This window comes from Pseudomonas sp. PICF6, assembly GCF_009831705.1.
GTDB lineage: Bacteria > Pseudomonadota > Gammaproteobacteria > Pseudomonadales > Pseudomonadaceae > Aquipseudomonas > Aquipseudomonas rhizophila.
Genome location: NZ_WUUD01000026.1, coordinates 321,489 through 344,178 on the forward strand (window position 1 = coordinate 321,489; position 22,690 = coordinate 344,178).

24 protein-coding genes and 1 pseudogene are annotated in these 22,690 nt (G+C 60.6%); 11 read left to right on the plus strand and 14 right to left on the minus strand.

What is annotated here, in order from left to right:
- The 7 genes from murA to GSM73_RS18050 all read right to left on the minus strand — a co-directional run.
- The coding region (gene murA / locus GSM73_RS18020) for a UDP-N-acetylglucosamine 1-carboxyvinyltransferase (protein WP_160893490.1) at positions 1 to 1,215 on the minus strand (1,215 nt) is incomplete at its 3' end.
- Positions 1,216 to 1,237: 22 nt separating this feature from the next.
- On the minus strand, positions 1,238 to 1,477 hold the full coding sequence (locus tag GSM73_RS18025; RefSeq protein ID WP_047228657.1) for a BolA family protein: 240 nt from the start codon (positions 1,475 to 1,477) through the stop codon (positions 1,238 to 1,240).
- A gap of 114 nt (positions 1,478 to 1,591) precedes the next feature.
- Entirely contained in the window at positions 1,592 to 1,909 is a 318-nt protein-coding gene (locus tag GSM73_RS18030; protein WP_047228658.1) for a lipid asymmetry maintenance protein MlaB, read from the minus strand.
- Positions 1,906 to 2,559: a phospholipid-binding protein MlaC gene (locus tag GSM73_RS18035; RefSeq protein ID WP_047228659.1), complete on the minus strand. Its 654-nt coding sequence runs from the start codon at positions 2,557 to 2,559 to the stop codon at positions 1,906 to 1,908. Before GSM73_RS18035 ends, GSM73_RS18030 begins: the two co-directional genes overlap by 4 nt.
- Positions 2,560 to 2,570: 11 nt before the next feature.
- Positions 2,571 to 3,038: an outer membrane lipid asymmetry maintenance protein MlaD gene (gene mlaD, locus GSM73_RS18040; RefSeq protein ID WP_047228660.1), complete on the minus strand. Its 468-nt coding sequence runs from the start codon at positions 3,036 to 3,038 to the stop codon at positions 2,571 to 2,573.
- Entirely contained in the window at positions 3,038 to 3,835 is a 798-nt protein-coding gene (gene mlaE, locus GSM73_RS18045) for a lipid asymmetry maintenance ABC transporter permease subunit MlaE (protein WP_047228661.1), read from the minus strand. Before mlaE ends, mlaD begins: the two co-directional genes overlap by 1 nt.
- A complete protein-coding gene (locus GSM73_RS18050) occupies positions 3,835 to 4,644 on the minus strand; it encodes an ATP-binding cassette domain-containing protein (RefSeq protein ID WP_047228662.1) in 810 nt (269 codons plus the stop codon). Before GSM73_RS18050 ends, mlaE begins: the two co-directional genes overlap by 1 nt.
- Before the next feature lie 275 nt (positions 4,645 to 4,919).
- Between GSM73_RS18050 and GSM73_RS18055 the strand changes: the two genes are divergently transcribed.
- The 10 genes from GSM73_RS18055 (at position 4,920) to GSM73_RS18100 (ending at position 11,776) form a co-directional block, all read left to right on the plus strand.
- Positions 4,920 to 5,894, plus strand: coding sequence for a KpsF/GutQ family sugar-phosphate isomerase (locus tag GSM73_RS18055; RefSeq protein WP_076383563.1), 975 nt, complete (start codon positions 4,920 to 4,922; stop codon positions 5,892 to 5,894).
- On the plus strand, positions 5,895 to 6,419 hold the full coding sequence (locus GSM73_RS18060) for an HAD family hydrolase (RefSeq protein WP_047228664.1): 525 nt from the start codon (positions 5,895 to 5,897) through the stop codon (positions 6,417 to 6,419).
- Positions 6,420 to 6,426: 7 nt separating this feature from the next.
- Positions 6,427 to 6,999: an LPS export ABC transporter periplasmic protein LptC gene (lptC, locus tag GSM73_RS18065; protein WP_047228665.1), complete on the plus strand. Its 573-nt coding sequence runs from the start codon at positions 6,427 to 6,429 to the stop codon at positions 6,997 to 6,999.
- Positions 6,986 to 7,534 (plus strand): lipopolysaccharide transport periplasmic protein LptA, encoded by a 549-nt coding sequence (gene lptA / locus GSM73_RS18070; RefSeq protein WP_076383562.1) that lies wholly within the window; start codon positions 6,986 to 6,988, stop codon positions 7,532 to 7,534. The genes lptC and lptA overlap by 14 nt, the downstream gene beginning before the upstream one ends.
- Entirely contained in the window at positions 7,534 to 8,259 is a 726-nt protein-coding gene (gene lptB / locus GSM73_RS18075) for an LPS export ABC transporter ATP-binding protein (protein ID WP_047228667.1), read from the plus strand. Before lptA ends, lptB begins: the two co-directional genes overlap by 1 nt.
- Positions 8,260 to 8,422: 163 nt before the next feature.
- The gene (locus GSM73_RS18080; RefSeq protein WP_160893408.1) at positions 8,423 to 9,916 is read left to right on the plus strand and encodes an RNA polymerase factor sigma-54; all 1,494 of its coding nucleotides are present in this window, start codon (positions 8,423 to 8,425) and stop codon (positions 9,914 to 9,916) included.
- A gap of 76 nt (positions 9,917 to 9,992) precedes the next feature.
- Positions 9,993 to 10,301 (plus strand): ribosome hibernation-promoting factor, HPF/YfiA family, encoded by a 309-nt coding sequence (gene hpf / locus GSM73_RS18085; RefSeq protein ID WP_047228669.1) that lies wholly within the window; start codon positions 9,993 to 9,995, stop codon positions 10,299 to 10,301.
- A 12-nt stretch (positions 10,302 to 10,313) separates the two neighbouring features.
- Positions 10,314 to 10,778 (plus strand): PTS IIA-like nitrogen regulatory protein PtsN, encoded by a 465-nt coding sequence (gene ptsN / locus GSM73_RS18090; RefSeq protein ID WP_047228670.1) that lies wholly within the window; start codon positions 10,314 to 10,316, stop codon positions 10,776 to 10,778.
- A gap of 2 nt (positions 10,779 to 10,780) precedes the next feature.
- Complete coding sequence (locus tag GSM73_RS18095) at positions 10,781 to 11,488, plus strand: RapZ family nucleotide-binding protein (protein ID WP_160893410.1); 708 nt, start codon at positions 10,781 to 10,783, stop codon at positions 11,486 to 11,488.
- A 15-nt stretch (positions 11,489 to 11,503) separates the two neighbouring features.
- Entirely contained in the window at positions 11,504 to 11,776 is a 273-nt protein-coding gene (locus GSM73_RS18100; protein WP_047228672.1) for an HPr family phosphocarrier protein, read from the plus strand.
- A 213-nt stretch (positions 11,777 to 11,989) separates the two neighbouring features.
- On the opposite strand, the gene pmbA is transcribed toward GSM73_RS18100, so the two are convergent.
- Positions 11,990 to 13,336 carry a metalloprotease PmbA gene (gene pmbA / locus GSM73_RS18105; RefSeq protein WP_047228673.1) on the minus strand — a complete coding sequence of 449 codons (1,347 nt, stop codon included), beginning with the start codon at positions 13,334 to 13,336 and terminating at the stop codon, positions 11,990 to 11,992.
- 153 nt (positions 13,337 to 13,489) lie between these two features.
- On the opposite strand from pmbA, the gene yjgA reads away from it, so the two are divergent.
- Complete coding sequence (gene yjgA / locus GSM73_RS18110; RefSeq protein WP_003197830.1) at positions 13,490 to 14,014, plus strand: ribosome biogenesis factor YjgA; 525 nt, start codon at positions 13,490 to 13,492, stop codon at positions 14,012 to 14,014.
- A gap of 45 nt (positions 14,015 to 14,059) precedes the next feature.
- Here the strand turns inward: yjgA and tldD are convergent, their stop codons facing one another.
- The 6 genes and pseudogenes from tldD to GSM73_RS27510 all read right to left on the minus strand — a co-directional run.
- On the minus strand, positions 14,060 to 15,502 hold the full coding sequence (tldD, locus tag GSM73_RS18115; protein ID WP_047228674.1) for a metalloprotease TldD: 1,443 nt from the start codon (positions 15,500 to 15,502) through the stop codon (positions 14,060 to 14,062).
- Between the two features lie 5 nt (positions 15,503 to 15,507).
- Positions 15,508 to 16,371 carry a carbon-nitrogen hydrolase family protein gene (locus tag GSM73_RS18120; protein ID WP_047228675.1) on the minus strand — a complete coding sequence of 288 codons (864 nt, stop codon included), beginning with the start codon at positions 16,369 to 16,371 and terminating at the stop codon, positions 15,508 to 15,510.
- 161 nt (positions 16,372 to 16,532) lie between these two features.
- Entirely contained in the window at positions 16,533 to 20,336 is a 3,804-nt protein-coding gene (locus GSM73_RS18125; protein ID WP_047228676.1) for a YhdP family protein, read from the minus strand.
- 61 nt (positions 20,337 to 20,397) lie between these two features.
- The gene (gene rng / locus GSM73_RS18130) at positions 20,398 to 21,855 is read right to left on the minus strand and encodes a ribonuclease G (protein WP_047228677.1); all 1,458 of its coding nucleotides are present in this window, start codon (positions 21,853 to 21,855) and stop codon (positions 20,398 to 20,400) included.
- Between the two features lie 56 nt (positions 21,856 to 21,911).
- The gene (locus GSM73_RS18135; RefSeq protein WP_047228678.1) at positions 21,912 to 22,508 is read right to left on the minus strand and encodes a nucleoside triphosphate pyrophosphatase; all 597 of its coding nucleotides are present in this window, start codon (positions 22,506 to 22,508) and stop codon (positions 21,912 to 21,914) included.
- 43 nt (positions 22,509 to 22,551) lie between these two features.
- Positions 22,552 to 22,690 (minus strand): annotated as a pseudogene (locus GSM73_RS27510) (rod shape-determining protein MreD); the annotation flags it as partial.

Here is a 22,690-nt window from a genome sequence, read left to right on the forward strand (position 1 = left end):
GATGCACTCGTAACCACGGTCGATGTGGTAGATACGGTCGATCAGGGTGTCGCCTTCGGCAACCAGGGCCGAAATCACCAGACTGGCCGAAGCCCGCAGGTCGGTGGCCATCACTGGCGCGCCCTTGAGTTTCTCGGTACCGGTCACGATGGCGGTGTTGCCTTCGACCTGGATCTTGGCGCCCATGCGGTGCAGTTCGTAGACATGCATGAAACGGTTTTCGAAGATCGTCTCGATCACCGCACCGGTGCCTTCGGCAATGGCGTTGAGGGAGATGAACTGCGCCTGCATGTCGGTCGGGAACGCCGGGTACGGGGCGGTCCGCACGTTGACGGCTTTAGGCCGCTTGCCGTGCATGTTCACTTCGATCCAGTCTTCGCCGCAGGTGACTTCGGCACCGGCTTCCTTGAGTTTCTCCAGGACGGCTTCAAGAATGGTCGGATCGGTGTCCTTGACCTTGACGCGGCCACCGGTGACAGCAGCAGCCACCAGATAGGTGCCGGTTTCGATCCGGTCCGGCATCACTTTGTAAGTGGCCGAATGCAGGCGCTCAACACCATCGATGGTGATGGTATCGGTGCCGGCGCCGCTGATCTTGGCGCCCATGGCGATCAGGAAGTTCGCCAGGTCGACCACTTCAGGCTCGCGAGCGGCGTTTTGCAGCACGCTGCGGCCCTTGGCCAGTGCGGCCGCCATCATGATGTTCTCGGTACCGGTCACACTGACGGTATCGAAGAAGAAGTGAGCGCCGCGCAGGCCGCCTTCAGGCGCCTTGGCCTTGATGTAGCCACCCTCGACGTCGATCACCGCACCCATGGCTTCCAGGCCGCGGATATGCAGGTCCACCGGACGCGAGCCGATGGCGCAACCACCCGGCAAGGCAACTTCGGCTTCACCAAAACGGGCGACCATCGGTCCCAGTACCAGAATCGACGCACGCATGGTCTTCACCAGTTCGTACGGGGCGATCAGGGTCTTGATGGTGCGCGGGTCGATCTCGACGCTGAGCTTTTCGTCGATCACCGGTTCAATGCCCATGCGACCGAACAGCTCGATCATGGTGGTGATGTCGTGCAAGTGCGGCAGGTTCGCCACGGTCACCGGGCCATCGCACAGCAACGTCGCGGCCAGGATCGGCAGGGCGGAGTTCTTTGCCCCGGAGATGCGGATTTCGCCATCAAGACGAACGCCGCCGGTAATAATCAGTTTATCCATAAGAATCTCGACGCCCTTGGGCTCAGGTGCGCTCGGCCCAGGCCGCGCGGCTGAAAAATTTCATAGTGACCGCATGGATGCTGCCATCGGCGATCCACGGGTTCAAATGGGCATAGATCTGCTGCTGACGCTTCACCGGGCTCAACGCCGCCAGTTCATCGCTGATCACGTTCAGCTGAAAGTTGCAGCCTTCGCCCTCAACTTCAATGACAGTTTCGGGCAGCTTTCCTTCAAGGAAGCTCTTCACTTCTACGGCCTGCATGCTCAACCTCTATCGGCGCCCTGTGCGCACGGGTCGCACATCATACAAAAAAGCCCCGCGCCTGCGAACCCCGCGAAGCAGGACTCTGACGGGGGGCTTTTTCAGGGATGTGGGTCAGGAGTGCACCAATAGTTCGGTCAGTTCGCTGACCTGGGCTATTTCGCGCATGTCTTCGGGCATCCCACGGATGCTCCAGGTTTTTCCGGCAGCTTTGGCGTCACGCATGAAGCACAGCAGCAGGGACAGGCCGACACTGCTGGACTTCTGCACCGCCGAGCAGTCAATGACCAGCTCTGCGGCGCCGGCGGAGCCGATCAGCGCCTGGCCCTGCTTGCGCAAGACCGGGCCAGTGCGATAGTCCAGCACGCCACTGAGCAACAGCTCGCCAGATTCGCCCAAACGAACGGCCGACTCACTCGCCAACTCACTCATTGCGCCTGCTTCTCTTGAGCATCCTGGGCAACTTCCTTGGCCTTGGCGACTTCACCGGCCCAACCGTCTATGGTTTTGTCCAGATCATTGCCGTTTTGCTGCATTGCATCAGCGAACTGATCGCGGAACAGCTTGCCGATGTTGATGCCATTGATGATCACGTTACGCACCTTCCACTCGCCGTTGATTTTCTCGAGCGTGTAGGACACAGGGTAGATCGCGCCGTTATTGCCCTTGACCTGCATATCGACGCTGGTGCGGTTGCCGCTTTCGTCCTTGGCCGGCGAAACGGTGATGCCCTGGTTGTTGTATTCGAGCAAGGCGTTGCCGTAGAACTGCATCAGGCTGCGCTTGAAGTTTTCCTGGAAGCGCGTCATCTGCGCCGGGGTCGCCTTGCGCGAGTACTTGACGGTCATGATGCTTCGGGAAATACCGTCGGCATCCACCACGGGACCGACGATGCCGTTCAGCGCGTCGTAGAAAGCCCCCGGATCCTGCTTGTATTTCTCTTTGTTGGCGGCCAGGTCTGCCAGCAACCGGGTGGTAGTGTCCTGGATGATTTCATGGGCCGAAGGCGCGGCCACGGCGTTGGCCATCAGCGGCAGCGCCGCGAGCAGCACCAACAGGCTACGTCGCAAGATAGAGATCATTCAAAAGCTCCTCATTTGGCGTCTTTGCTAACGGTATTGAGCAGGAATTTACCGATCAGGTCCTCAAGCACCAGCGACGACTGCGTATCGTGGATGGTCCCGCCATCCTTGAGCAAAGCTTCTTCACCGCCAACGCTGATACCGATGTATTTCTCGCCCAGCAGCCCAGCAGTGAGGATCGATGCAGTGGAGTCAGTCGGCAGGTTATCCACGCGCTTTTCCAGCTGCAGCGTCACCCGACCGGTGAAACTGTCGCGGTCCAGATCGATTGCCGTGACCTTGCCGATGGTTACACCAGCCATGGTCACTTTGGCTCTGACCGTCAAACCGGCGATATTGTCAAAATAAGCATAAAGTTTATAAGTGTCGGTGCTTGCGGTCGGCGCCAGGCCACTGACCCGCAGGGCCAACAACAGCAAAGCCAGGATGCCAGCCAGCAAGAAAAGGCCGACACCGATTTCCAGGGTGCGGTTTTGCATCAGAAATCTCCAAACATCAAGGCGGTCAGAATAAAGTCAAGGCCCAGGACCGCCAGCGAGGCGTACACCACGGTCTTGGTTGTGGCACGGCTGATCCCCTCTGACGTGGGCTCACAGTCATAGCCTTGAAACACGGCGATCCAGGTCACCACGAAAGCGAATACGGCACTTTTGATAACGCCGTTGAGCACGTCGTCGAGAAAATCGACACTGTTCTGCATGTTGGACCAGTAGGAACCTTCATAGACCCCCAGCCAGTCTACAGCCACCCACGAGCCGCCCCAGATCCCCACGACGCTGAAAATGATCGCCAGCACCGGCAGGGAAATGAAACCGGCCCACAGGCGCGGGGCAATGATGTACTTGAGCGGGTCGACACCGATCATTTCCAGACTGGACAACTGTTCGGTGGACTTCATGTTACCGATTTCGGCCGTCAGCGCCGAACCGGCACGCCCGGCAAACAGCAGCGCGGTCACCACAGGTCCCAGCTCACGCAACAATGTCAGCGCGACCATCTGTCCAACCGCCTGCTCCGAACCGTAGCTGGACAAGATATTGAACCCCTGCAGCGCCAGGACCATACCGATGAAGATCCCGGAGACCACGATGATCACCAGGGACATCACGCCCACCGAGTGCAGTTGCTTCACCAGCAGCCCAAACCCGCCACCCGTCGTGTTGCGCCCCAGCAGGGCATGCATCAGAAACAGCGAGGAACGGCCCAGCACTGCCACCACATCGATGCCGGAACGACCAAACAGGCGAACTCTTTCTATCAGTGATTTCTTGCGCATCAGCGCTTCCCCAGCAGATCGGTGCGGTAATCCGTGGCCGGAAAATGGAACGCCACAGGCCCGTCCGGATCACCCTTCATGAATTGACGAATGCGCGGGCTGTCCGAGGCCTTCAATTCCTGGGGCGTACCCTGCCCCAGCACCTGGCCATCGCCGATCACGTAGATGTAGTCCGCAATGCTGGCGGTTTCGGCCAGGTCGTGGGATACCACAATGCTGGTAATACCCAGCGCATCGTTGAGCAGACGGATCAGGCGCACCAGCACGCCCATGGCGATCGGGTCCTGGCCGACGAAGGGTTCGTCATACATGAGGATCTTCGGATCAAGGGCAATCGCCCGGGCCAGGGCGACGCGGCGCTTCATGCCACCGGACAGTTCGTCCGGCATCAAGTCCAGGGCACCCCGCAGCCCGACCGCCTGCAATTTGAGCAGGACGATGTCGCGAATCATCTCTTCCGGCAGGTCGGTATGGACCCGCAAGGGGAACGCCACATTCTCGAACACGTCGAGATCGGTGAACAATGCGCCGCTCTGGAACAGCACGCCCATGTGCTTGCGCGCATCGAACAGATCGCTGCGCGACAGCTTTGGAAGATTCTGCCCATTGACCCAGACTTCGCCGGCACTGGGGCGCAACTGTGCACCCATCAGCCGCAACAGCGTGGTCTTGCCGCACCCGGAAGGCCCCATGATGCCGGTGACCTTGCCACGGGGAATGCGGATATCGATGTCATTGAAAATGCTGCGCGCCCCTCGCTTGAAGGACAATCCCTTCAGCTCGACCGCGTAGGCGTTGTCGGCACTCATCTAAACTCCTTGCGATGCAGCCTCACATCCGAATGCCCTGGCCAACCGACAAACGCCGGACTGCCGGGCACCCGAACCGGCGGCGAACTATATCACTGCAACACCCAAGCGCCCAAGGCCCAAGCCCGCGCCCGTTCAGTCCGGATACAGCTAAAAGAAGAGACTTTGTATCAAGTCATGTGAATCGCTCGAACAAAGCATGACGAACTAACGTGAGGGAATTGTTCATTGCCGCTATAATCGCCGCCTTTTCATCGAGCCATACGATCTCTGACATGAACCAAACCAGCGACCTGATTCAATCGGCACAACGTACCATCCGCCTCGAGCTCGAAGCCGTACAAGGCTTGCTGCCCCATATCGACGCTGATTTCGTACGTGCCTGCGAGATGATTCTGGCCAGCAAGGGTCGGGTGGTCGTGGTCGGCATGGGCAAGTCGGGACACATCGGCAACAAGATCGCCGCCACCCTGGCCAGCACCGGCACTCCGGCATTTTTTGTCCATCCGGCCGAAGCCAGCCACGGTGACATGGGCATGATCACCCGGGAAGACATCATCCTGGCCCTGTCCAACTCTGGCTCCACCAATGAGATCATCACCCTGCTGCCGCTGATCAAGCGCCTGGGGATCCAACTGATCAGTGTCACTGGCAATCCGGATTCGCCCCTGGCCAAAGCCGCCGAGGTCAATCTCAATGTTCATGTCGAGCACGAAGCTTGCCCGCTGAACCTGGCGCCGACCTCTTCCACCACCGCCACCCTGGTCATGGGTGATGCCCTGGCCGTGGCGTTGCTGGAAGCCAGGGGGTTTACCGCTGAAGACTTCGCGTTCTCCCACCCCGGCGGCGCCCTGGGCCGTCGCCTGCTGTTGAAAGTGGAAAACGTGATGCACGCAGGTCAGGAGCTGCCACAGGTGCCACGCGGCACGCTGCTCAAGGATGCACTCATGGAAATGACCCGCAAGGGTCTGGGCATGACGGTCATTCTCGAAACTGACGGCAAACTCGCCGGGATCTTCACCGACGGCGACCTGCGTCGCACCCTGGACCACCCGATCGACATTCACAGTACGACCATCGAGCAGGTCATGACCCCCCACGGCAAGACTGCCCGCGCCGAGATGCTCGCCGCCGAGGCCTTGAAAATCATGGAAGACCATAAGATCAGCGCCCTGGTGGTGGTCGACGACGAAGACCGCCCAGTGGGCGCCCTGAACATGCACGACTTGCTGCGTGCGGGAGTCATGTAAATGAACACAGACCTGCTGCAACGTGGCAAAGCGATCAAACTGGCCGTGTTCGACGTGGACGGCGTCCTGACCGACGGCCGCCTTTATTTCCTCGAAGACGGCAGCGAATTCAAGACCTTCAACACCCTCGACGGCCAGGGCATCAAGATGCTGATGGCCGCCGGCGTGCAGACCGCCATCATCAGTGGCCGCAAGACCCCAGTGGTCGAACGGCGCGCGAAGAATCTCGGCATCCCCCACCTGTATCAGGGACGAGAAGATAAACTGGTGGTGCTGGACGAGCTTCTGGGGCAACTCAACCTAAGCTATGAACAGGTCGCCTACCTCGGTGACGACCTGCCGGACCTGCCGGTGATTCGTCGGGTCGGCCTGGGCATGGCGGTGGCAAACGCGGCCGGCTTCGTGCGCGAGCACGCCCACGGCATCACCACGGCGCGAGGCGGCGAAGGGGCCGCTCGTGAATTCTGTGAACTGATCCTGCGCGCCCAAGGCCGCCTCGAGGCGGCCAACGCCGCGTATCTGTGAGCCATTTATGCTAAGCAAGAAAATTCGCACCATCGTGGTGTTCGGCTGCATCGCAGCGATTTTCGCGGCGGTCGGCTATTGGAACATCAGCCCGGAACGCTTCCTCGACCGCCCTGCGGTCAAGGTCCAGGAAAATGATATCGACTGGTATGCGACCAACACGCATACCCTGCAATACCTGCCCGATGGCAAAGTGCAGTATGAAATGACGTCCGACAAAGTCGACCACGTCAAGGCCAGCGAAATCACACTGGTCACCAAGCCAGACCTGAACATGTTCAGGGGCACCGAGTTTCCGTGGCACGTGCAGAGCGAACGCGCCGAGGTCAATCCCGACGGCACCGAAGTGGAACTGATTGATTCGGTACGCATCGCCCGGACCGATGAGAAGAACCGTACGACCATCATTACCAGCAGTCGTATGACAGTCTTCCCGCAGCGAGAATATGCGCAGACCGAGCAACCCGTTAGAATCGACGGCGCCGGTGGTGTGTCGACCGGCACGGGAATGAAAGCGTATTTGAAGGAAAGCAGGATACACCTGCTATCGAACGTAAGAGGACAGTATGAAGCTCGCTAAAACCCTCCCTATTTTGCTCAGTCTGGGCGCAGCACTGGGAAGCGCGAGCGCCTGGGCCCTCCCCACCGACCGCGACCAGCCTATCCGCATCCAGGCCGACGACGCCCAACTGGACGACAAGAACGGTGTAGCCACCTATAAAGGTGACGTGATCATCACCCAGGGTTCGATGAAGGTCACCGGCAACACCGTGACCATCACCCGCACCCAGTCCGGCGACATCGACGTCGTCACCTCGGTGGGCAATCTGGCCTACTTCGAGCAGATGCAAACCGCGGGCGACACCAAGCCGGTTCAAGGCTACGGGGTAACCATTCAGTACCACGCCGCCAAAGACCGCGTGGTGCTGATCGATCGCGCCAAGGTCGTCGACAAGGACAACAACATCACCCAGGGCGAGAAAATCGTCTACGACACGGTCAAGAAGCTGGCCAGCGCCGGTCGCGCCACTGGCAGCAAGGTCACCGAGCAGCGTCCACGGATCGACATGGTCATCCAGCCGAAAAAGAAAACCGACGAGCAGAAGGCCCAGTAATGGCAACTCTGAAAGCTCAGCACCTGGCCAAGAGCTACAAGAGCCGCCAAGTCGTGCGTGATGTCAGCCTGTCCATCGACAGCGGCCAGATCGTCGGCCTGCTCGGCCCCAACGGCGCGGGCAAGACCACTTGTTTCTACATGATCGTCGGCCTGGTTCAGGCCGATCAGGGCCGCGTCCTGATCGACGACCTGGACGTCAGCCACCAGCCGATGCATGGCCGGGCGAAGGCCGGTATCGGCTATCTGCCGCAAGAAGCGTCGATCTTCCGCAAACTGTCGGTTGCCGACAACATCATGGCGATCCTCGAGACCCGCAAGGAACTCGACAAGGCCGGTCGCCGCCAGGAACTGGAAAGCCTGCTGCAGGAATTCCACATCAGCCACATCCGCGACAACCTGGGCATGAGCCTGTCCGGTGGCGAACGGCGCCGCGTGGAAATCGCTCGCGCCCTGGCCACCGCACCGAAATTCATCCTGCTGGACGAACCATTCGCTGGCGTGGACCCGATTTCGGTCGGCGACATCAAGCAGATCATCCACCATCTCAAGGCCAAGGGCATCGGCGTATTGATCACCGACCACAACGTTCGCGAGACGCTGGATATCTGTGAAACCGCCTATATCGTCAATGATGGCCAGTTGATTGCCGAAGGCGACTCCGCGACCATCCTGGCCAATGAACTGGTCAAGGAAGTGTATTTGGGCCATGAGTTCCGCCTGTAAGCGAAAAGTGTCTGGTCAATCACCTCGGCGTCGCTAATTTTATTACGTGACGCCCTAGGCAAACACTTCAGTTTCAGGCATATAATTTGCTTAAGTTTGGCGCTTCGGCGCCCTGTAGTGGATGGCGCATGTGCGCCGGCGAATAAGGTGTTAAGCCCCAGCCATGAAACCATCGCTAGTCTTGAGAATGGGCCAGCAGCTGACGATGACACCGCAGCTGCAACAGGCCATCCGCCTGCTCCAATTGTCGACCCTGGACCTGCAACAGGAAATCCAGGAGGCCCTGGAGTCCAATCCGATGCTCGAACGCCAGGAAGAAGGCGACGACTTCGACAACACCGATCCGCTGGCCGATAACGTCGAGCAAAAGACCAACACCGAAATCCCGGAACCGTCCTATCAGGAAGCCGCCCCGACGGTGGATAACCTTGAGGATGGCGAATGGAATGAACGCATCCCCAACGATCTGCCCGTGGATACTGCCTGGGAAGACGTCTACCAGACCAGCGCCAGCAGCCTGCCCAGCAGCGATGACGACGAGTGGGACTTCACTACCCGCACCTCCACCGGCGAAAGCCTGCAAAGCCACTTGCTGTGGCAACTGAACCTGGCGCCGATGTCCGATACCGATCGTCTGATTGCCGTGACCCTGATCGACTGCATCAACAATCAGGGCTACCTGGACGAGACGCTTGAAGAAATCCTCGAGGCCTTTGACCCCGAGCTGGACATTGAGCTGGACGAAATCGAAGCCGTCCTGCACCGCATCCAGCAGTTCGAACCCGCCGGCATCGGTGCTCGCAACCTGGGCGAGTGTCTGCTGCTGCAACTGCGTCAGTTACCCGCCAAGACGCCTTGGCTGGCCGAAGCCAAGCGACTGGTCACCGACTACATCGACTTGCTGGGCGGTCGCGACTACAGCCAGTTGATGCGTCGCATGAAGCTCAAGGAAGATGAACTGCGCCAGGTGATCGAACTGGTCCAGAGCCTCAACCCGCGCCCAGGCTCGCAGATCGAGTCCACTGAACCCGAATACGTGGTTCCCGACGTGATCGTGCGCAAGCACAACGACCGCTGGCTGGTGGAACTGAACCAGGAATCGGTGCCCAAGCTGCGGGTCAACGCCCAGTACGCCGGCTTCGTAAAGCGCGCGGACACCAGCGCCGACAACACCTTCATGCGCAACCAGTTGCAGGAAGCGCGCTGGTTCATCAAGAGCCTGCAAAGCCGCAACGAAACCCTGATGAAAGTAGCCACCCAGATCGTCGAGCATCAGCGCGGCTTCCTGGAGTACGGCGACGAAGCCATGAAGCCGTTGGTCCTGCACGACATTGCCGAGGCAGTGGGCATGCACGAGTCGACGATTTCGCGGGTGACCACCCAGAAATTCATGCATACCCCCCGGGGCATTTATGAACTGAAATACTTTTTCTCCAGCCACGTCAGTACCTCCGAAGGCGGTGAATGCTCGTCCACAGCCATCCGCGCGATCATCAAAAAACTGGTGGCCGCGGAAAATCAGAAAAAGCCGTTGAGTGACAGCAAGATCGCTGGTTTACTGGAGGCACAAGGCATTCAGGTGGCCCGCCGTACCGTCGCCAAATACCGTGAATCCCTCGGGATCGCACCTTCGAGCGAACGCAAGCGGTTGATGTAACAGGCCACGCCACAGCGTTCCAGTGGCAGGCATTTCTGCCTGCCGCTTTATGCACTGGCAACGAAGGAGAAGCTGTATGCAAGTCAACATCAGTGGACACCAACTGGAAGTGACCGAACCTCTTCGCGAATACATCGGCGAAAAACTCGAACGATTGGAGAGGCATTTCGACAAGATCACCAACGTGCAAGTCACGATGAACGTCGAGAAGCTGCTGCAGAAAATCGAAGCCACGTTGCATATCCCCGGCGGAGAGGTGGTTGCCAATGCTGCGCATGAAGACATGTATGCCGCGATTGACCTGCTGACCGACAAGCTGGATCGCCAACTCAAAAAGCATAAGGAAAAGACCCAGAGCCTCCTCCAGGGCGCGACCGGTCGTTAACCCCCCTAATCCATGATCCGACTAGAATCCATCCTGACCCCCGGCCGTTCCCAGGTGAACGTGCCGGGTGGCAGTAAAAAGAAAGCCCTCGAACAAATTGCCAACCTGATCCACCGAGAGGTACCGGATCTGGAAATGCAGGATGTCTTCGAGGCCCTGTTTGCCCGTGAAAAACTGGGCTCCACCGGCTTTGGCAACGGTATCGCCATTCCCCATTGCCGCCTCAAGGCCTGTACAGCGCCGATCAGTGCGTTGCTGCACCTTGAAGCACCCATAGATTTCGACGCCATCGACGGCGCACCGGTCGACCTGCTGTTTGTACTGCTGGTACCGGAAGCGGCGACCGATGCGCACCTTGAGCTGCTGCGCCAGATCGCCAGCATGCTGGACCGCAAGGAAGTGCGCGAGAAATTGCGCAGCGCGCCGAGCAACGAAGCCTTGTATCAGGTTGTCCTGGACGAGCAGAACGGTCATTAAACATGCGCATGATCATTGTCAGCGGACGCTCCGGCTCCGGTAAAAGCACGGCGCTTAACGTGCTTGAGGACAGCGGCTACTACTGCATCGACAACCTGCCGGCCGGCCTGCTGCCGGAACTGGCCGAGCGCGCCCTGATCCACACCGAACTGGCGCAACCGCTGGTGGCGGTCTCCATCGATGCACGCAATCTGCCGAGCCACCTGTCGCGGTTCCCGGAGCTGCTCGCGGAAGTGCGCAATCGGCACATCCAGTGCGATGTGCTGTATCTGGATGCCGATGAGGAGACGCTGCTCAAGCGTTTCTCCGAAACCCGTCGGCGTCATCCCCTGAGCAACGCAAGCCGCTCCCTGGCCGAAGCCATTCATGACGAGAGTCAGCTGCTGGGGCCGATCGCCGACCTGGTGTTCGATGTGCGCTGCCTGCCCAATCCTTATTGGAAACCGGAGCTGCGCGAACAATCGGGGCTCGACCAGCCGGTGATCGACTACCTGGCCGCCCAGCCGGATGTCGAGGAAATGTACCAGGACATCTCCAGCTACCTGCTCAAATGGCTGCCGCGCTTTGCCGCGAGCAACCGCGCCTACGTCACGATTGCCATTGGCTGTACCGGTGGCCATCACCGCTCCGTCTACCTGACCGAACGTTTGGGTCAGCTCCTGCAACAGTCCCTGAAGAACGTCCAGGTTCGCCACCGCGACCTCAGCTAAAGGATTCACATCGCGATGCCCGCTCTGGAAATTGAAATCATCAACAAGCTGGGCTTGCATGCCCGCGCGTCAGCCAAGTTCGTCGGTGTGGCAGGTCAGTTTCCTTGCGAGATCCTCGTGGGCCGTGACCCCGAGAAAATGATCAATGGCAAAAGCATCATGGCCATGATGATGCTGGCAGCCGGCCAAGGCACCAAAATCCATCTGCGAACCGAAGGTGAACAGGAGCAGGAGGCGCTGGATGCGTTGGTGGGGCTGATCAACAACTACTTCGATGAAGGCGAATAGCCTTAAGCTCTGAAGCAGATTCATTGTGGCGAGGGGATTTATCCCCGCTGGGGTGCGAAGCAGCCCCAAAACCTGACACGGCGATGAGTCAGGCAGTTTGAATGGGGCGCTTCGCACCCCAACGGGGATAAATCCCCTCGCCACAAGGTTCCTCTAAATATAAAAAGGCGCGTCATCCACTTGGATGACGCGCCTTTTTTACTGCGCTGAAGGTCAGCTACCCGCTACCGTCATTCGCTCGATCAACACCGAGCCGGTGCGGATGTTGCTGCGCAGTTCCAGGTCGTTACCCACCGCCAGGATCTGCTTGAACATATCGCGCATGTTACCAGCGATGGTGACTTCCTGGACGGCAAACTGAATCTCGCCGTTCTCGACCCAGAACCCCGCCGCGCCACGAGAATAGTCCCCGGTGACCATGTTCAGGCCATGCCCCATCAGTTCCGTCACCAGCAGGCCACGGCCCATGCGACGCAGCAAGGCTGCCTGGTCCTCTTCGCCATGGGTCACGAACAGGTTATGCACGCCACCGGCATTGGCGGTGCTGGGCATGCCAAGCTTGCGACCGGAATAGGTGCCGAGAATATAGGACACCAGTTCGCCATTCTCCACGAATGGCTTGGCGTAGGTGGCCAGGCCATCGCCGTCGAAGGCCGAGCTGCCCATGGCCTGCATCAGGTGCGGACGCTCATCGATGGTCATCCACTCCGGGAACAGTTTCTGGCCGAGTGCCCCTTCGAGAAACGATGATTTGCGATACAAATTGCCGCCGGAGACCGCCGACAAAAAGCTGCCAAACAACCCGCCGGCCAGTTCGGCGGCAAACAGCACCGGCACTTCACAGGTCGGCACCGGCCGCGCCCCCAAGCGGCTGGCCGCCCGCTGCGCGGCTTTGCGGCCAATACTCACCGGATCTGCCAGACGATTGCCCTGGCGGTTCACGTCATACCAGTAGTCGCGCTGCATCTGGCCGTTGGCTTCGGCGATCATGACGCAACTGAGGCTGTGCCGGGTCGACGCATAACCACCGATAAAACCGTGGCTGTTACCGTATACACGGCAGCCCTGATGGGTATTGAGGGTCGTGCCGTCGGCGTTTTTGATTCGCGGGTCGGCGTCGAAAGCCGCCGCTTCACAGCGCAACGCCTGCTCGATGGCTTGTTCCGGGGTGATGTCCCAGGCGTGGAACAGGTCGAAGTCTCGCAGTTCCTTGCACATCAGCGCAGCATCGGCCAGGCCCGAAGCTTCGTCCTCGGAGGTGTGCTGGGCGATCGCCAGCGCAGCGGCAACGGTTTCACGAATGGCGTCAGGACCACTGGCCGACGTGCTGGCCGAGCCCTTGCGCTGGCCGGCGTACAACGTGATGCCAAACCCCTGGTCGCGATTGAATTCGACGGTCTCCACCTCGCGCTGGCGTACCGATGTCGACAAACCTTGTTCCAGAGAGACCGCCACCTCACACGCACTGGCGCCCTGTCGCTTGGCTTCGGCAAGGATCTGCTCGACTTGTTCCTGCAGTGCCGGCAATGCTTGCGGGCCGACGCTCTGAACTGCACTCATGGTGTATCTCCACTCAAATTCTGCTTTCGGTCAGGGTTTGTACGAATAGTGCCTTTGCGACTTTGCGTACAAACCTGAGGCCTTCGAGCGACCGGGCCGGACAAGCGGCCCCCGACTGGTTATCATGGCGGCGTTTCTTTGCGGACTGCCACCATGGTTGATTCTTACGACGACTCCCTCTACGAGGGTGAAAAAAGCAAATCCCAGGTCAAACGCGAGCTGCATGCTCTGGTTGACCTCGGCGAGCGCCTGACAACACTCAAGCCTGACTTGCTGGCCAAACTGCCTCTGACCGACGCCTTGCGCCGGGCCCTGGCCGATGCGCCCAAGCACACCGCGAATATCGCGCGTAAACGGCACCTGCAATTCATCGGCAAACTGATGCGCGATCAGGACACTGACGCCATCCTGGTTCTGCTCGATCAACTCGATGCCTCTACCCGGCAGTACAACGAACGCTTCCATAACCTGGAGCGCTGGCGCGATCGCCTGATCGCAGGCGATGACGGCGTACTGGAAAAATTCGTCATCGACTACCCGGAGGCTGACCGTCAGCAACTGCGCTCCCTGATCCGTCAGGCCCAGCACGAGTTGGCGCAAAACAAGCCACCGGCCTCGAGCCGTAAAATCTTCAAATACATTCGTGAGCTGGACGAAACCCAACGCGGCCTGCGCTGAGTAACGACCGTGGGTGGAGGCCTCGCACTCCACCCAGCGCTCCCGTCATGCGCCCGTGCCACCCACGGTAATCGCATCAATCTTCAGGGTCGGCTGACCGACACCCACCGGTACTGACTGCCCATCCTTGCCGCACGTCCCCACGCCGCTGTCCAGCGCCAGATCGTTACCGACCATCGACACCTTGCTCATCGCCTCCGGCCCGTTGCCGATCAGGGTCGCGCCCTTGACCGGCGCAGTGATCTTGCCGTCTTCGATCAGGTAAGCCTCACTGGTGGAAAACACGAATTTGCCGCTGGTGATATCCACCTGGCCGCCGCCGAGGTTGGCGCAGTAAATACCCTTTTTCACCGAAGCGATGATTTCCGCCGGATCGCTCTGACCGCCCAGCATGTAGGTGTTGGTCATGCGCGGCATCGGCAGATGCGCGTAAGACTCGCGGCGACCATTGCCGGTACGGGCCACGCCCATCAGGCGGGCGTTGAGCTTGTCTTGCATATAGCCCTTGAGCACGCCGTTCTCGATCAGGGTGGTGCATTCGGTCGGGGTGCCTTCATCGTCGACGCTCAGGGAGCCGCGACGCCCGGCCAGGGTGCCATCATCGACGATGGTGCAGAGTTTCGAAGCGACCATTTCGCCCATGCGGCCGCTGTAGGCCGAGCTGCCCTTACGGTTGAAATCGCCTTCCAGACCGTGCCCCACCGCTTCGTGCAGCAGCACACCGGACCAGCCAGAACCCAGCACCACCGGCAATGTGCCGGCCGGCGCCGGGATCGCTTCCAGGTTGACCAGGGCCTGGCGCAGCGCTTCGCGGGCGTAACCCATGGCGCGATCTTCGCTGAGGAAATAACGGTAATCGGTACGTCCGCCGCCACCATGGCCGCCGCGCTCGCGACGACCGTTCTGCTCGACGATCACACTGACATTGAAACGCACCAGCGGCCGGACGTCCGCCGCCAGACCGCCGTCGGTGGACGCCACCAGGATCCGCTCCCAGACCCCGGCCATGCTCACCGATACTTGCTGGATGCGTGGATCAAGGGCGCGAGTGGCGACGTCGATGCGCTTGAGCAGCTCGACCTTTTCGGCGCGGCTCATGACTTCCAGCGGGTTGTCCGGCGCATACAACTGCGTCACGTCCTGGCTGCTGAAGGCCTGTACCTTGCCGTTCTGCCCGGCCCGGGAAATCGAACGAGCGGCACGGGCTGCGGCGCCCAGTGCTTCAAGGGTGATGGCGTTGCTGTAGGCAAAGCCGGTTTTTTCCCCGGACTGGGCACGCACGCCCACACCCTGGTCAAGGTTGAAACTGCCTTCCTTGACGATGCCGTCTTCCAGCGACCAGGACTCGGAGATCATTCCTTGGAAATATAGGTCGGCTGCATCGATGCCCGGGCCGGCCAAGTCGCCCAGCACCCCTTGCAGGCTTTCGAGGGTGACGCCACCGGGGGCTAAAAGGTGTTCACTGACTGAGGATAACAACCCGCTCATATGTTCTACGCCTTGAATTCGTCGTCTTGGACAGGCCGCTGTCGAGCGCCCTGCGAGAAAAAGCGCCGATGGCTAGCCACCGGCATACGCGCCCGGATGGACGCCTGTTCGCTGCTGTCGCGCTCGGCCAGCAAAACGGCCTCGCCTTGATCCTGTTGCGCCAGCACGCGGCCCCATGGATCGACTATCGCTGCATGGCCAAAGGTTTCCCGTGGCCCTGGATGCAGCCCGCCCTGAGCGGCTGCCAGCACATAACACTGGGTCTCGATGGCCCGGGCGCGAATCAACACCTCCCAATGGGCAGCGCCAGTCACTGCGGTAAACGCCGAAGGCGCGGTGATCAATTCAGCCCCGGCGGCGCGCAGCTCGCTATAGAGTTCCGGGAAACGCAAGTCATAACAAACCGTCAGACCAACCCGCCCTACAGGTGTATCGGCCACTACCACGTTGTAGCCATAAGCATAGTCATCAGACTCGCGATAACGACCGCGATTGTCTGCCACGTCCACATCGAACAGGTGCAGCTTGTCGTAGCGCGCGACAATCTGGCCCTGATCATCGATCAGCAACGAACAGGCATGCACCCTGGCGTCCGGTTGTTCCATCGGCGGCAACGGCAACGTGCCGGCCACAATCCATAACTTGAGGTCACGGGCGGTCTGTTTCAACCAGGGCAGGATCGGTCCCTGACCAAAGGCCTCGGCACGACCGATGTCCGCCACATCCCGCCGGCCCATGGCCGCGAAGTTTTCAGGCAGCACCGCCAGCCTTGCGCCGCCAGCGGCAGCCTGTTCCAGCAGCACACGAGCGCGGGCCAGATTGGCGAGCACATCGCTTTGACTGACCATCTGAATCACTGCCACTGGCATGGTGCTTCCCTCTTTTTTATCCTCGCTCGAGGCGGCTGTGGGAGCAAAGCTTGCTCGTGATGAGGCAGTTACATCCAACATATAGGCTGGCTGATACACCGCAATCGCGAGCAAGCTTTGCTCCCACAGGCTCGCTCCCACAAGGGGGATGTCATCGCCTGTCAGAACGGCTTGTCGAAGGTAATCTTCGGCTCTTTCCACGGCCCCTTGACGTCGTATCTTACGCTGGCAAAGCGCGCCACACGGTCGCCAATCAGTTTGTCGATCAGAAACAGCGCCCCACCCACCGCTGGCGCGCCGACAATCAGCGCTGCAATCGGCAGGTTGTTGGTCACCGGCAGCGTCACCTGCAACTTGGCGTCGACCCGATCGGCCACCATGTCCAGTGTGCCGTTGAGCTCCAGGTTGCTCGACGGTCCCGTCAGGGTGATGGGTTCACGGGTCACGTAAACACCGTCGCTCGCCACCAGCAGCCCCTTGACCCGATCGTAACTCAAGCCTTTGCCGAACAGGTCAGAGAAGTCCAGGCGCAATCGGCGGCCGATGGAGTTGAAGTTCAGCAAGCCAAATACCCGCAGCGCCTGGGCGCCGCCTTCCAACTCGACGAACTGGCCCTTGCTCAGCGACGCATCCAGACTCCCGGAGAAGCGCTTCGTGGCGACCCACGCTGGCGAGCCAGGCCAGCGACCATCGACGTCCAGGCGGAATTTCTCGCTGGTCACGCTCGGCGCATAGCCCCAGCCCTTGAGCACATCGGCCAGGTTCTTGCCACCAATGCGGCCTTTGTACCAACTGCTGGTGGAGCCGGGGACGCCTTCCCAGCCACCGTTGCCGCTCAAGACCATGCCCTTGAGGCCCATGTCCAGGTTGTTCAAGGCAATGCCCTTGCCTGTCGGACGCACCTTCAACGACCAGGCACCAATGAGGTCGGGCCCCTGGAACAACTGGTCAATGACAATATCCATGGCCGGAATGTTGCGAGGATCGACCGAAGCCAGCGGGTCCGGCGCGTTTTCGTCGGTCTGGACCGTCGGGTCGGCGGCCGGCAGGCGAATGTAGTCAAGCTTGATACCGATCGGTGCGGCCTTCGCGTCCGGCAGACTGGCGGTGCCCTTGGCCTGCTCGCTGGCAAGTCGCAAAGCCCAGGCGTCAGGCTTGCGGTCCAGTTGCACCGAAGCCCGGTCCAGGGTCGTGCCCATGGCGGTGAGCTTGCCGATGTTCAGATCGACGCTGCTAAGCAGCTGTTTGGCGCTACCGCCCGGATCCTGCCCCGCATACTTGCCCACCAGCTCCTGCCACGGACTCACATCCAGCTGCGACAGCGTCCCGCGCAGGCGCAGGCCCTTGCCTCCCGGCAGAATCGCATCACCGTTACCGAGCAAGAGTTCACCGCGACCGTCTGCAACCTGTCCATTCGGCGCCGCGTAGGTGAAGCTGGCCAGGTCGCCATAATCCACCCAGTAACGGCGCTCCGCGCCTTGCAAGGTCATGCGAAACACCGTGTCACGCCCGGCATCGGGCGCCAACCCGAAGGGCGCGGGCAGATCCACGGCCACGCCCTTGAGACTGGAACTGACCGACAGTTGGCTGTCGGCACCGTCGAGGATCACCTGCAACTGATACGGCACCACGCCAGTCACCGGCAATGGTTGTGTAACCTTCAGCCAGTCAGTGAGTTTCTTGACCTCCACCTGTCCGGAGGCGGCCACCCGCGTAGTCAGTTCACCGGCACGGCCTTCGGCAAAAATCTGCGCGGTCACGGGCCGGTCGAACGCTCGGGCCGCGATATTCTTGCCGCTCAGTCCTTTGTTGCTGTCGAAGCGGAAATCGCCCTTGAGCTGCGTCAGCTCCAGCACCGGCTCGCTGAGCTTGAGCCGGGCCTTGTCGGTCTTGAAGTCCACCAGAATCTTCGGTTGCTCGCCTTTCGCCAAAGGAATATCCAGCTTCACACTGCCTTGCAGGTCGCCCTCGCCTTCCCAGCCGGCGAATGTCTGCGCCGTACCGATCGGCGCCGTCTGCAGGATCTTCAAACCGTCGCCCAAGCCACCGGCGAACTCGCCGTCCAACAGCAGATGGGAATTCTGGCCGCTGGGCACATGGGGGATGTTCACCGAAACATTCCTGACCTGGGTGTCCAGCAACTGCCCCTGGCTGGCAAAGATGCGCACGCCGCTGTCTTCGACGAAAACATCCCCGCTGACCTTGCTCACCGAAGGCCACCCCGGCTGGAAGGCCAGCTCGGCATCATGCACCTTGAAAAACAGGCTGATGCTGCGTGCCGCGTCTTCGGCACCGTGGTTCAGCGAACCTTGATACTGGAAAAAACCCTGATCCACCGCGCCCTTGACGATTGCCGTGCGCAGCCACTCATCCAGCGCAGGGCTCAGGACAGCAGGCAGATACTTGGCGGTATAGCGACCGTCGCCATCCACCAGGCCGACCCGCAGGTCCATGTAGTCTTCCTGGCTGTGGTCGAAATGCAGGCGAATCAGGAAGTCACCGGCAATCCGGCCCTCCTCCCCCAGTACCTTCAGGTACGGCGCAATCAGCGTGAAACCCTGCTTGTCCAATTTCCAGGTCAGCCGGGCGTTAGCCTGCAAGTATTGCCAGGGCTTGGCGAAGATCGGGTCCAGGTGCAGGGAAAAATCCTTGCTGTCCATGCGCAGCTCACCGCCGCCCAGGTCGCCGCTCAGGCTCCCGGACACGTTGCGCGCCGCCGGGGCGCCGCGATAGGCATCAAAGCCTACGGTGTCCAGGTTGGTGGCGAAGCTGACTTTCTGATCACCGCTGTTCTGCGGGCGGTAGTCCACCAGCACGTTGCGCAGGCCGCCCGTGAACTTGAGCCGGTCGATTGCCGTGGCAACGCCTTCGGGCAACGGCGCCAGGGCATGGAGCAACGGCGTCAGCGGCGTGAGGTCGAGGCGATCAGCCTGCACGTGCCAGAGTTCTTCGGTTTTTTCGGTGGCGTTGTTCTGTTGCAACTGCAGGCGCGATTCCCAACGGGTTTCGCCCAGGCTCATTGCCAGGGAATCGAAGGTTGCGCTGAATCCCTGGTCGCTGCGCTGGAAATACCCGTTGAGCGCCAGGTTATGGATCTGCACCGGCTTGCGCTCGGCATAGGCGCCCTGGATGTCCGGCGCGTTCAGTCGAATGGCCGCGCTTTGCACGGTGCCCGCGCCCCAGCTCAGCCAGAACTCTGCGCCAGCCTTGATCCGGGAAAAATGCCATTGTCGGGTCAGGCGTTCCGGCAGCCATTTGGACCAATCGCTTTGCGGCAGACTCAGGTAGACATCGGCCTGGCCGTTCTTCCAGTCGCTGGCGCGGATACGGGTGCGCAAGTTGATCGCGACGGGTTGGCCGTCAGGCAGGGTCAGTCGGGCATCCAGACGCTGACGGGCAACACCGGTGCGCAGGCTCAGGCCAACGTAGGTCAGGGTCAGCGGTGGTTGTTCCAGCGGCTGCAAGGTCACCTGGCTGTCGAGCACCGACAGCTTCGAGATCATCTGCATACGTTCGAGCAGTTGCTGGGGATCCAGGGGCTGATCGTCCTGCACTGGCAGCCCCTCCAGGGCCCACTTGCCGTCGGCGTCTTCCTTGAGGCTGATCTTCAGGCCGCTGAGTTCCAGGTGAGCAATGCGCACCTGACGCGCCACCAGGCTGCCCCACAAGTCCGGCACGGCCCGCACCTGATCCAGATGCAAGGCATTGGCGCCCTCGCCGACCATCACGTCGTGGGCCAGCAGGATGGGGGCCAGGGCGCTCCAGCTACCGTCCAGGCTGCCGATATGCACGGGGATGCCCAACGCTTCGCTGGCGCGGGTCTGGACCTCGGCGCGGTATTCGGCCACCAGCGGAGCCAGTTCTCGCCCGAGGCTGACATACAGTGCCACCAGCACCAACAGCAGCGCGCACAGGCCCAGGCCCCAACGGGTCAGCGCGGCCAAAATGCGTGTCAGACGCTCCATGTCAGCGGGCTCCCCTGGCAAAAGTATTCAAATCCGCGGGGCTGCCGCTCATCAAGCCACTTCAGAGCAGCACCACGTCGTATTGTTCCTGGGAATACATGGTTTCCACCTGAAAGCGAATCGTGCGACCGATAAAGGCCTCCAGTTCCGCAACGTTCCCTGACTCTTCATCGAGCAGGCGATCCACCACTTTCTGGTTCGCCAACACTCTATAACCTGTGGCCTGGTAAGCGCGTGCCTCCCGGAGGATTTCCCGGAAGATTTCGTAACACACGGTTTCCGGGGTCTTGAGCTTGCCCCGGCCCTGGCAACTGCTGCACGGTTCGCACAGCACCTGCTCAAGGCTCTCGCGAGTGCGCTTGCGGGTCATCTGCACCAGGCCCAGTTCGGTGATCCCGATGATGTTGGTCTTGGCGTGGTCGCGCTCGAGTTGTTTCTCCAGGGTCCGCAGCACCTGGCGCTGGTGCTCTTCATGCTCCATGTCGATGAAGTCGATGATGATGATTCCGCCCAGGTTGCGCAGGCGCAGCTGACGAGCGATGGCGGTGGCCGCTTCCAGGTTGGTCTTGAAGATGGTTTCTTCGAGGTTGCGATGGCCGACGAACGCCCCGGTGTTGACGTCAATGGTGCTCATGGCCTCGGCCGGGTCCACCACCAGGTAGCCGCCGGACTTGAGCGGCACCTTACGCTCCAGGGCCTTCTGGATTTCGTCTTCGACGCCGTACAGGTCGAAAATCGGCCGCTCGCCGGGGTAATGCTCGAGACGATCAGCGATTTCCGGCATCAGCTCCGCCACAAACTGGGTGGTTTTCTGGAAGGTTTCCCGGGAATCGATGCGGATTTTCTCAATCTTGGGGCTGACCAGGTCCCGCAGGGTCCGCAATGCCAGACCGAGGTCTTCGTAGATCACGCTGGGGGTGGCGATGGTCTTGATCTGATCGGCAATCTGGTCCCAGAGCCGGCGCAAATAGCGGATGTCCATGAGAATTTCATCGGCCCCGGCCCCTTCGGCGGCGGTGCGCAGGATGAAACCTCCAGCTTCCTTGATGCCCTCTTTCTCCACGCAATCGCTGACCACCTGCTTGAGGCGCTCGCGCTCGGCTTCATCTTCGATCTTCAGGGAAATGCCGACGTGAGCGGTACGCGGCATGTACACCAAGTAGCGCGACGGAATCGACAACTGCGTGGTCAGGCGCGCGCCCTTTGAACCGATGGGGTCCTTGGTGACCTGGACCACCAGGCTCTGGCCTTCATGAACCAGGGCACTGATGCTCTCCACGGCCGGGCCTTCACGCATGGATATTTCCGAGGCATGAATGAACGCCGCACGATCCAGGCCAATATCGACGAACGCCGCCTGCATGCCCGGCAACACCCGCACCACCTTGCCTTTATAGATATTGCCGACGATCCCACGTTTTTGCGTGCGCTCGACGTGAACTTCTTGCAGAACACCGTTTTCAACCACCGCCACGCGCGATTCCATCGGCGTGATGTTGATCAGGATCTCTTCACTCATGGCAGGGTCTCGTTCAGGCGTGTTCACGATAATGGCCGCATCAAGTCAGACGGCGCTCAGCGCGCGCTCAGGGTTTGCCAACAGGGTATGCCGAAATGGCCCAACAGCTCCGAGGTTTCGCACAGCGGCAGGCCGACCACAGCTGAATAGCTGCCTTCAAGCCCGGCGACGAATACCGCCCCCAAGCCCTGAATACCATAGCCGCCGGCCTTGTCCCGGGGCTCACCGCTGTTCCAATAGGCTAGCGCTTGTTGCTCAGTGATGGAGCGAAAGCTGACCCGGCTGCGCACCACACAGGATTCACAACGTTGTCCGTCCAGTACCGCAATGGCGGTCAGCACCTCATGGTCACGACCGGACAGGCTCAAAAGCATCGCCATTGAGTCGGCCTGATCCAGCGGCTTGCCCAGAATCCGCCCGTCCAGCACCACGGCGGTGTCGGCACCCAGCACGCAGCCGTCCATGCCTGCGGGCAAAGCACGTCGCCCGGCCTCAGCCTTGCCGCGCGCCAGACGTTCGACATAGGCCGAAGGGGTTTCGTCATCCAGGGGAGTTTCGTCGATGTCTGCGCTGACGGCGGTGAATGGCACACCGATCTGCGTGAGCAACTCACGCCGACGCGGCGAGCCCGAGGCGAGGTAAAGCGGTTTCATCAAGACATCTCCCTCTCAAGGTGCGGGCCAATGCCTGACCGAATCAGTTGATTTTGAAACGCAGGCGCAAGCCACGCAAACCGAAGCTGACCCACGGCCAGAGCAAGGCACTGACCAGTGCCGGCAACACCAGCGCCAGGGTCGGCTGGCGATTGCCGGTCAGCGCGCTGAGCCACAGCTGC

What these genes read in the sequence shown, in the direction of transcription:
- GSM73_RS18095 (WP_160893410.1), top strand. Translation starts at nt 10,781, where the DNA reads ATGCGCATGATCATTGTCAGCGGACGCTCCGGCTCCGGTAAAAGCACG.
- tldD (WP_047228674.1), bottom strand. Translation starts at nt 15,502, where the DNA reads ATGAGCGGGTTGTTATCCTCAGTCAGTGAACACCTTTTAGCCCCCGGT.
- GSM73_RS18100 (WP_047228672.1), top strand. Translation starts at nt 11,504, where the DNA reads ATGCCCGCTCTGGAAATTGAAATCATCAACAAGCTGGGCTTGCATGCC.
- hpf (WP_047228669.1), top strand. Translation starts at nt 9,993, where the DNA reads ATGCAAGTCAACATCAGTGGACACCAACTGGAAGTGACCGAACCTCTT.
- pmbA (WP_047228673.1), bottom strand. Translation starts at nt 13,336, where the DNA reads ATGAGTGCAGTTCAGAGCGTCGGCCCGCAAGCATTGCCGGCACTGCAG.
- GSM73_RS18120 (WP_047228675.1), bottom strand. Translation starts at nt 16,371, where the DNA reads ATGCCAGTGGCAGTGATTCAGATGGTCAGTCAAAGCGATGTGCTCGCC.
- mlaE (WP_047228661.1), bottom strand. Translation starts at nt 3,835, where the DNA reads ATGCGCAAGAAATCACTGATAGAAAGAGTTCGCCTGTTTGGTCGTTCC.
- ptsN (WP_047228670.1), top strand. Translation starts at nt 10,314, where the DNA reads ATGATCCGACTAGAATCCATCCTGACCCCCGGCCGTTCCCAGGTGAAC.
- lptC (WP_047228665.1), top strand. Translation starts at nt 6,427, where the DNA reads ATGCTAAGCAAGAAAATTCGCACCATCGTGGTGTTCGGCTGCATCGCA.
- GSM73_RS18050 (WP_047228662.1), bottom strand. Translation starts at nt 4,644, where the DNA reads ATGAGTGCCGACAACGCCTACGCGGTCGAGCTGAAGGGATTGTCCTTC.
- GSM73_RS18030 (WP_047228658.1), bottom strand. Translation starts at nt 1,909, where the DNA reads ATGAGTGAGTTGGCGAGTGAGTCGGCCGTTCGTTTGGGCGAATCTGGC.
- GSM73_RS18025 (WP_047228657.1), bottom strand. Translation starts at nt 1,477, where the DNA reads ATGCAGGCCGTAGAAGTGAAGAGCTTCCTTGAAGGAAAGCTGCCCGAA.
- GSM73_RS18135 (WP_047228678.1), bottom strand. Translation starts at nt 22,508, where the DNA reads ATGAAACCGCTTTACCTCGCCTCGGGCTCGCCGCGTCGGCGTGAGTTG.
- GSM73_RS18080 (WP_160893408.1), top strand. Translation starts at nt 8,423, where the DNA reads ATGAAACCATCGCTAGTCTTGAGAATGGGCCAGCAGCTGACGATGACA.
- GSM73_RS18125 (WP_047228676.1), bottom strand. Translation starts at nt 20,336, where the DNA reads ATGGAGCGTCTGACACGCATTTTGGCCGCGCTGACCCGTTGGGGCCTG.
- lptB (WP_047228667.1), top strand. Translation starts at nt 7,534, where the DNA reads ATGGCAACTCTGAAAGCTCAGCACCTGGCCAAGAGCTACAAGAGCCGC.
- GSM73_RS18055 (WP_076383563.1), top strand. Translation starts at nt 4,920, where the DNA reads ATGAACCAAACCAGCGACCTGATTCAATCGGCACAACGTACCATCCGC.
- mlaD (WP_047228660.1), bottom strand. Translation starts at nt 3,038, where the DNA reads ATGCAAAACCGCACCCTGGAAATCGGTGTCGGCCTTTTCTTGCTGGCT.
- lptA (WP_076383562.1), top strand. Translation starts at nt 6,986, where the DNA reads ATGAAGCTCGCTAAAACCCTCCCTATTTTGCTCAGTCTGGGCGCAGCA.
- GSM73_RS18060 (WP_047228664.1), top strand. Translation starts at nt 5,895, where the DNA reads ATGAACACAGACCTGCTGCAACGTGGCAAAGCGATCAAACTGGCCGTG.
- GSM73_RS18035 (WP_047228659.1), bottom strand. Translation starts at nt 2,559, where the DNA reads ATGATCTCTATCTTGCGACGTAGCCTGTTGGTGCTGCTCGCGGCGCTG.
- rng (WP_047228677.1), bottom strand. Translation starts at nt 21,855, where the DNA reads ATGAGTGAAGAGATCCTGATCAACATCACGCCGATGGAATCGCGCGTG.
- yjgA (WP_003197830.1), top strand. Translation starts at nt 13,490, where the DNA reads ATGGTTGATTCTTACGACGACTCCCTCTACGAGGGTGAAAAAAGCAAA.